Raw genomic sequence first — 247 nt, 5'->3', positions numbered from 1 at the left:
GGGTTCGCTGCCGCCGTGTTGTTCCGTTTCGAGGATGTCGACCTGGCGGGCCTGCTCGTCGAGGCCGCGGTGCAGGCGGCGATCGTCGGACTGATCATCAACGAGAGCGCCTACATCTCGGAGATCATCCACGCCGGCCTCGACTCCGTCCCGATCGGGCAGAGCGAGGCGACGGAGGCGCTCGGGATGTCCGGGGCGTCCGCCATGCGGTGGATCATCCTCCCGCAGGCCCTCCGCCTGATGGTGC

General features: G+C 68.8%; 1 protein-coding gene. It reads left to right on the top strand.

The genetic code is table 11. The features are described 5' to 3' along the window. Nucleotides 1–15: 15 nt before the first annotated feature. Nucleotides 16–247: ABC transporter permease subunit (locus tag ACPYOG_RS20220; protein ID WP_481295875.1), on the top strand; the 232-nt coding region annotated here is incomplete at its 3' end.

The organism is Leifsonia sp. HAY1-4F, assembly GCF_056755275.1.
Note: the sequence above shows the minus strand (reverse complement) of the source record. Positions and strands in the feature narration are given on the sequence as shown.